The 8,011-nt window shown below is 62.9% G+C and carries 8 protein-coding genes; all 8 read right to left on the bottom strand.

Annotation, left to right across the window (positions count from 1 at the left end; all coding sequences use genetic code 11):
• Positions 1-606 (bottom strand): aminopeptidase (locus EN949_RS12715; protein ID WP_206534946.1); only part of this gene is annotated, 606 nt, incomplete at its 3' end.
• A gap of 91 nt (positions 607-697) precedes the next feature.
• A complete protein-coding gene (locus tag EN949_RS12710) occupies positions 698-1,345 on the bottom strand; it encodes a class I SAM-dependent methyltransferase (protein ID WP_063169706.1) in 648 nt (215 codons plus the stop codon).
• A 98-nt stretch (positions 1,346-1,443) separates the two neighbouring features.
• Positions 1,444-2,415, bottom strand: a complete 972-nt coding sequence (locus EN949_RS12705; protein WP_024502115.1) for a branched-chain amino acid ABC transporter permease — start codon at positions 2,413-2,415, stop codon at positions 1,444-1,446.
• Between the two features lie 22 nt (positions 2,416-2,437).
• Positions 2,438-3,325: a branched-chain amino acid ABC transporter permease gene (locus EN949_RS12700; RefSeq protein ID WP_063170419.1), complete on the bottom strand. Its 888-nt coding sequence runs from the start codon at positions 3,323-3,325 to the stop codon at positions 2,438-2,440.
• A gap of 7 nt (positions 3,326-3,332) precedes the next feature.
• Positions 3,333-4,043, bottom strand: coding sequence for an ABC transporter ATP-binding protein (locus EN949_RS12695; protein ID WP_013528528.1), 711 nt, complete (start codon positions 4,041-4,043; stop codon positions 3,333-3,335).
• Complete coding sequence (locus tag EN949_RS12690; RefSeq protein WP_063169705.1) at positions 4,036-4,815, bottom strand: ABC transporter ATP-binding protein; 780 nt, start codon at positions 4,813-4,815, stop codon at positions 4,036-4,038. The genes EN949_RS12695 and EN949_RS12690 overlap by 8 nt, the downstream gene beginning before the upstream one ends.
• 12 nt (positions 4,816-4,827) lie before the next feature.
• A complete protein-coding gene (locus tag EN949_RS12685; protein WP_013528530.1) occupies positions 4,828-6,036 on the bottom strand; it encodes an ABC transporter substrate-binding protein in 1,209 nt (402 codons plus the stop codon).
• A 206-nt stretch (positions 6,037-6,242) separates the two neighbouring features.
• Positions 6,243-8,006 (bottom strand): ABC transporter ATP-binding protein, encoded by a 1,764-nt coding sequence (locus tag EN949_RS12680; RefSeq protein WP_063169704.1) that lies wholly within the window; start codon positions 8,004-8,006, stop codon positions 6,243-6,245.
• Between the last annotated feature and the right edge of the window lie 5 nt (positions 8,007-8,011).

The following is an 8,011-nucleotide window of genomic DNA, read 5'->3' as shown; positions in this document are numbered from 1 at the left end:
GACGGCGACAGCGAACGACTCGTTGAATGCGGAATCGTCGTGCACGTAGACGCGCTGGTGGGCCAGTTCATGGAACACCAGCCCTGCAAGATAGGTTTTATCCTCGCTGAACATCGTGCTCAGCAGCGGGTCACTCGACCAGCCAAGCGTGGAATATGCGGTGATGCCCGTCACATAGACATCCATGCCCTGTCCTTGAAGTTCGGCAGCGGTTTCAATTGCGGACTTCCTGGAGAAATATCCCCGGTAGGGCACGCAGCCGAAAACGGGAAAACACCATGTTCGCGGCGTCAGCGAGAATGCCGGCGCGGCGAAGACGGCCCATGTCACCGAATCCCGGCCGATATCGACATAGCTGCGGTAGCTGCTGTTGTCGGGCAGCGCCAGTTCATCCGTTGCGAACTGTCGTATGGCGCTCGCCGATGCCATTCGAGCGCGCAATGCCTTCGGCGTCGAAGGGTCCTCGATCAGTTTTCCGACATCCTGGCGCGCCGTCATGATCCGCAGATGACCCTGCACGGATTGCGCGTAATAGGAAACACTGGTGCAGCCGGTCGCGCCAGACACCACGATCATAACGGCAACCAATCGAAAGAATGCGCGCATCACGATTTGCCCACAGCAGTGCTCCCGTACCGATCGGGCGATTGTCGCGATTGCCCCAGGTCCCAAGCAGCCGCATCGATTTGATCGAGGTCTATAGCTTTCTAAAGAATCCGGACAGAATATTCGGACCCACTTCGCCAGGGCGCAGTCTGATCCCGTCCTCGAAGCAGTTCAGCGTCATGCATTCGAAGCCGCTGCGTGCGAGGAATGCCACCAGCGAGTCACGATCGAAGTGGTGGAGGTGCTCGTCGGGAAGACGCATACGCCACGTCCGGAACCAGGCGTCGCCGTCGGCGCCGAGCTCGCGCCAGCGGCAATAAGGGACGGCGACGGCCAGGTAGCGGGCCTTAAGCCGGGCGAGGAAACCCAGATCCGGGATATGCTCAAGCACATCGAACATGGCGACGAGATCCCACGAGCTGGAGAGCGCCTCATCCCAATCGACGAAGCGGACGCCCTTGGGCAGCGGAAACCTGGTTATGTCGCAGCCGGCGCAGTCGGCGACCCCGGTTATTTTCGCGGCTTCGATGAATGTGCCGGTGCCATATCCAATCTCCAGCACGGACCGGGGGATCTCGCCAGTGATCCCCAGCACCCAGCCGAGTCGCTGATATCCGAGCTTGATGGTCCGGTCACTCAGGTCCTCGTAATAGGAAATGTACTGCTTGTCATACTTGATCGGTTTGGAGTCGACCTGGTGGATCACGCCAAACCCGTCCACCGCGTAGTTGTCCAACATTGGCGTGCGGCCCCCCAGGTTCCGAGTTCCTTACCGGCAGAACTAGGACGCAACCGGACAATCGAGCGGTCAGGTATTCAGCCGCCAGCTTGAACTGCTCAGTCCTTGCCCGCCCGCTTGAAAATCCGCGCATAAAATTCGCCGACGATGCCGCGCCGGAAGATCAGCACGCACACCATGAAGATGAGGCCGGTGGCGATGGTCACCGGAAAGCCGGAAGTGGCAAGCGTGTTTTCCAGGCCAATGACAAGGCTGGCGCCGATGATCGGCCCGACCATGGTGCCGATGCCGCCGAGAAGCGTCATCAGGATCACTTCGCCCGACATCTGCCAGGTGACGTCGGTGAGCGTGGCGAACTGGAAAACGATCGCCTTGAGCGAGCCGGCCAGCCCGGCCAGGGCCGCCGACATGACGAAGGCGCCCAGCTTGTAGTTGGCGACGGAATAGCCCAGCGAAATGGCGCGGTTCTCGTTCTCGCGGATCGAGCGCAGGATCATGCCGAACGGCGAGTTGACGATGCGCCAGATGGCGAAGACGCCGATCAGGAACACCGCCAGCACGAAGTAATACATGTTCAGCGAGACGTTCAGGTCGAGGACGCCAAGCAGCATGCCGCGCGGCACGCCCTGAATGCCGTCCTCGCCTTGCGTGAAGGGCGACTGCACACAGAAGAAGAAGAACATCTGCGACAGCGCCAGCGTGATCATGGCGAAATAGATGCCTTGCCGGCGAATGGCGAAAAAGCCCATGACAAGGCCGAGCAAGGCCGCACCCGCCATGCCGAGCAGAATGCCGGCTTCCGGCGGCCAGCCCCAGACCTTGACGGCATGCGCGGTGAAGTAGGCGGCGCCGCCGAAGAAGGTGGCGTGGCCGAACGATAAGAGCCCGGTATAGCCGAGCAGAAGATTGAACGCGCAGGCAAACAGCGCGAAACACAGCATCTTCATCAGGAAGATCGGATAGATCAGGAAAGGCGCTACCAGCAGCGCCAGGATGCCGAGCCCGACCAGCATCCATTCCAGCCGTGCCGAGGTTTTGGCCGATGCCTCGCGAAGCGTCAGTTCGGTCATGTCAGATGTCCCTTCCGACATGTCAAGCGTCCCTTCCGAACAGGCCAGCCGGCCGGACCAGAAGCACGATGGCCATGATGACGAAGACCACGAGATTGGAGGCCTCGGGGTAGAAGACCTTGGTCAGGCCCTCGGCGAGGCCAAGCATGTAGCCGGTGACGATCGCACCGAGGATCGATCCCATGCCGCCGACCACCACCACCGCGAAGACGACGATGATGAGGTCCGATCCCATAAGCGGGCTCACCTGATAGATCGGTGCTGCCAGAATGCCGGCAAGCCCGGCCAGCGCGGAGCCAAGGCCGTAGGTGAGGGTCAGCAGCAACGGCACGTTGACGCCGAAAGCCTGGACGAGACGGGGATTCTCGGTTGCCGCGCGCAGATAGGATCCAAGCCTGGTCTTCTCGATCAGCGCCCAGGTGCCGAAGCAGACGATCAGCGAGGCGACCACGACCCAGCCGCGATAGTTGGGCAGGAACATGAAGCCGAGATTGGTGCCGCCGGCAAGCAGCGGCGGCACGGCGTAGGGGTTTCCCGAGACGCCGTAATAATAGCGGAAGATGCCTTCGAGTACGAGCGCGAGGCCGAAGGTGAAGAGCAGCCCGTAGAGCGGATCGAGATCGTACAGCCTCGACAGCGCCAGGCGCTCGACCACGACGCCGAAGATGCCAACTATCAGCGGCACAAGGATCAAAGCGGGCCAATAGCCGATGCCGAGATGGGTGAGAAGCAGGTAGCCGACGAAGGCGCCGAACATATACTGGGCGCCATGGGCGAAATTGATGACGCGCAGCAAGCCGAATATGACAGCCAGGCCCAGGCTCAGCATGGCGTAGAACGAGCCGTTGATCAGGCCGACCAGCAACTGGCCGAGGAAGGCCTGAACCGGGATTCCGAAGATCATCGTCATGGCGCCATCATACACCCAGGACTTCGTGGAGCTGCGCCATGCGGTCCGGCAGTTCGCCGACCGGAAACCCCGCCACCACCTTGCCGTGCTCCATCAGATAGAAACGGTCGGCGACACGACTGGCGAAGCGAAAGTTCTGCTCGACCAGCAGGATCGTCATGCCGCGCTTTTTCAACGTCGCCAGCAACGCGCCGATGCGCTGCACGATGACGGGAGCGAGCCCCTCCGTCGGTTCGTCGAGGAGCAGCATCTTCACGCCGGTTCGCAGCATGCGCGCGATCGCCAGCATCTGCTGTTCGCCGCCCGACAGCCTGGTGCCGGGACTGTTGCGCCGCTCCTTCAGATTGGGGAACAGATCGAATATCTCCTCGACGCTCATGCCGCCCTGCGCGACGACCGGCGGCAGAACCAGATTCTCGTCCACGGTCAGCGTTGCGAAGATGCCGCGCTCCTCCGGCACGAAGCCGATGCCTTGATGGGCGGTGCGGTGCAGCGGCAGCCGCATCAGGTCCTTGCCGTCGAAGGCGATCCGGCCGGTCCGCTTGCGGATCAACCCCATGATGGCGCGCAGCGTCGTCGTCTTGCCGACGCCATTGCGGCCGAGCAGCGTGACCGTCTCGCCGGCAAACACTTCCAGATCGACACCGTGCAGCGCATGGCCCTCGCCATACCAGGCGTTGAGGCCGGTGACGGCAAGCAGAGGTGCGGCACTAGTCATCGGCGGTGCCCATATAGGCGATCTTGACGCGCTCGTCGCGGCTAACGGTGGCGTAGTCGCCAGCGGCCAGCACCTCGCCGCGCTGCATGACCGTTATCCAGTCGCAAAGGTCGGCCACCACGGTCAGATTGTGCTCGACCATCAGCACGGCGCGATCCCTGGCAACCGAACGGATGAGGCTGGAAACCGTGGCCACGTCCTCATGCCCCATGCCGGCCATCGGCTCGTCCAGCAGCAGCACTTTCGGATCGAGCGCGAGCGTCGTGGCGATCTCCAGCACGCGTTTTCTGCCATAGGAAAGATCGCCGGCGAGCCTGTTCCTGGCGTCGTCGAGACCAACCGAGCGCAGCAATTCCTCGGCGCGCGGGGTCAGCCGGTCGAGCGCCGCGAGCGAGCGCCAGAATTGAACGGCAAGACCACCCGGCCGCTGCAGCGCGACGCGAACATTGTCGAGCACGCTGAGGTGCGGAAAAATCGCCGATATCTGGAACGAGCGCACCAGCCCCATCCGCGCAACCCTGGCCGGCGAGGTGCGGGTGATGTCGTGGCCAAGCAGCTCGATCCTGCCGCTGGTCGGCGCCAGGAACTTGGTGAGCAGGTTGAAGACGGTCGTCTTGCCGGCGCCGTTGGGTCCGATCAGGGCATGGATGTTGCCATGGCGGACATCGATATCGACGTTTTTGACGGCGATGAAGCCGGCAAAGTCGCGTCGCAACCCGCGGGCGGAAAGCACAACCCGCGGCTCGTTCGCGTCCAGGTCAGTCGGCGCCATCGGCCGCGCCGATCACTGGCCGGCCGTCGGACAGCCGCTTTCCTTCTCGCTGAGGAAGGCCTCGTTGCCTGGAATGGTGGCGAGATATTTGTAGTAGTCCCAATCCTTGGTGCTCTCGGCTGGCGACTTGACCTGGTAGAGGTACATGTCGTGAACCATGTTGCCGTCCGCCTGCACCTTGCCGTTGGTTATCACCGCGTCGTCCACAGGCATCGAATGCAGCTGCTTGGCGACGGCTTCGGTCTCGTCCGTGCCGGCTTTGTCGATCGCCTTCAAATACTGCGTCACCGCCGAATAGGTCGCGGCCTGGATCATGTTCGGCATGCGGTTGGTGCGCTTGAAAAAGCGCTGCCCGAATTCGCGGCTCTTGTCGTCGCGATCCCAGTAATAGCCTTCGGTCAGCACGACGCCCTGCGCCGCTTGAAGGCCAAGCCCATGCACCTCGGCCAGCGTGAACAGGAGTGCGGCAAGACGCTGGCCGCCCTGCACGATACCGAATTCGGCCGCCTGCTTGATGGAGTTGGAGGTATCGAGGCCGGCATTGGCCAGGCCGATGACCTTGGCGCCCGACGATTGCGCCTGCAGCAGGAAGGACGAATAATCGGTCGATCCCAGGGGATAACGCACCTCGCCCAGCACCTTGCCGCCATGGCTTTCGACGAACTTGGTGGTCTGATCCTTCAGCGAGTAGCCGAATGCATAGTCGACGGTGACGAAGAACCAGCTGTCGCCGCCCTGCTGCACGAGAGAGCCGCCGGTACCCACCGCCTGCGAGTGAGTGTCATAGGCCCAGTGGAAGCCGTAGGGCGAGCACTGTTTGCCGGTCAGCTCCGTGGTCGCCGCGCCGGTGACGATGTCGATCTTCTTCTTTTCCTTGGAAATCCCCTGGACGGCGAGCGCTACCGAAGAGGTCGTCAGTTCCATGATGGCATCGACTTGCTCGGTGTCGTACCACTGCCGGGCGATGTTGGAGGCGATATCCGGCTTGTTCTGGTGGTCGGCGCTGATGATTTCTATCGGCGCTCCCTGCACCTTGCCGCCGAAATCCTCAACGGCCATCTTGGCCGCCTCGACCGACCACTTGCCGCCGAAGTCGGCGTAGACGCCCGACTGGTCGTTGAGGATGCCGATCTTGACCTTGCCGTCGGAAATTTCGGCGGCCGAAGCGGGGATCGCGGATGCGGCGAGAAGTGCCGCGGAAACGAAAAGGCTTACCTTCATGGTTGACTTCCTCCCATAGCGATGAATCCGACCGACCCTCCTACGATCGATCATCGCAATGGTATTGAACATGAGGAAGATAGGGACAGAGGGCAAGAGGCCGTTAGGGATTTAGTGTTCGAAGCGATACGGTTTGGCGGCGCAACGCGAGCCTTGGGCGAGAGATAGAGACACAAACATGTGAACCGCCCGGCGGCAGTGCCGGCTCAGCCCTCGGCGGCGACGAGGTGGCCGTTGCCGACATCCCTCAGCGCCAGTTTCAGCGGCGCCTCGCCGATCCTGCGGGTGGCGCTCGGGATTTCCTGGTCGAGGCGCGCGAAGCGGCTTCTGCGCTGCGCGGGATCGGGCACGGGCACGGCTTCGATCAGGCGCCTGGTGTAGGGATGGCGCGGGTTGGAAAAGACCTGGTCGCGGGTGCCCATCTCGACGATCTGGCCGAGATACATGACGGCGACGCGGTCGGAGATGTTCTCGACCACCGCCATGTCATGCGAGATGAAGAGATAGGCGACGCCGAATTCGCGCTGCAATTCCTTCAACAGATCGAGCACGCGCGCCTGCACCGAGACGTCGAGCGCCGAGACGCTTTCGTCGGCGATGATCAGCTTCGGCCGCAGTGCAAGCGCGCGGGCAATGCAGACGCGCTGGCGCTGGCCGCCGGAGAATTCATGCGGATAGAGTTCCATCTGGTCGGCCGACAGGCCGACGCGCTCGAACAGCGCTGCGACACGCTCGCTGCGCTCTTCCTTCGAGGCGATACCGTGGATCAGCAGCGGCTCGGCGACGAGGTCGCCGACACGCATGCGTGGGTCCAACGAGGCATAGGGGTCCTGGAAAATCATCTGCACGTCGCGGCGCACCGCCTTGCGCTCGTCGCGGCCGAGGCCGGACAGATTGCGGCCGCCAATGGCGATGTCGCCGCTGTAGGGCACCAGTCCGGCCAGCGCCTTGGCGGTGGTCGACTTGCCACAACCGGATTCGCCGACCAGCGCCAGCGTCTCGTTGGGCGCGATCGAGAAGCTGACGCCTTCGACGGCGTGGACGCAACGAGTGACCCGGCCGAAGAAGCCGCCATGCAGGTCGAAACGGACATGCAGGTCCTTGACGTCAGCGACATTGGCCGGCGTTGCCGTCTCGGCACTCCTGGATTCCTGGCGACCGATACCGCTGCCGATGCGCGGCACGGCGGCCAGCAGCTCGCGCGTGTAGCCGGCTTGCGGCCTGGCGAAAATGTCAGCGGTTTTTCCCTCTTCGACCATGCGGCCATGCCGCATGATGATGACGCGGTCGGCCATTTCGGCGACGACGCCCATGTCATGAGTGATGAGGATGACGCTGGTGCCATGCTGGCGCTGCAGATCGCGCAAAAGTTCCAGCACCTCGCCTTGCACGGTGACGTCGAGCGCCGTCGTCGGCTCGTCGGCGATCAGCACGTCCGGCTCGAGCGCCAGCGCCATGGCGATCATCACCCGCTGGCGCATGCCGCCGGACAGTTCGTGCGGAAACTGCTTTAGCCGGCTTTCGGCTTCCGAAATGCGCACCGCCTTCAGCGCCTCGATGGCACGCTGGCGAGCCTCGCTCTGCGACAGGGAGGTATGCGCCTCGATGGATTCGGTGAGCTGCCGGCCGATCGACAGCACCGGGTTGAGTGAGGTCATCGGCTCCTGGAAGATCATGGCGATGCGGTTGCCGCGAATGCGCCGCATCCGGCGCTCGTCCAGAATCGTCAGATCTGTATCGCCGAGATGGACCTTGCCGGATGAAATCCTGGCGGCAGGCTGCGGCAGAAGCTGCATGATGGCCAGAGCGGTCATCGATTTGCCGGAGCCGGATTCACCGGCAATGCACAGCGTCTCGCCACGAGACAACGTCAGCGACAGGTCGGAGACGACCTCGCGCTCGCCCTCCTCGCCGCGCACGCTGACGGAGAGGTTGGCGATGTCGAGTATGGGTTCGCTGGCGGTGATCATTGCGC

It is taken from the genome of Mesorhizobium sp. M7A.F.Ca.US.007.01.2.1 (genome assembly GCF_003998165.1).
Taxonomy (GTDB): Bacteria; Pseudomonadota; Alphaproteobacteria; order Rhizobiales; family Rhizobiaceae; genus Mesorhizobium; species Mesorhizobium ciceri.
The sequence above is the reverse complement of the archived record's forward strand: the minus strand, read 5'-3'. Positions and strand labels throughout refer to the sequence as shown.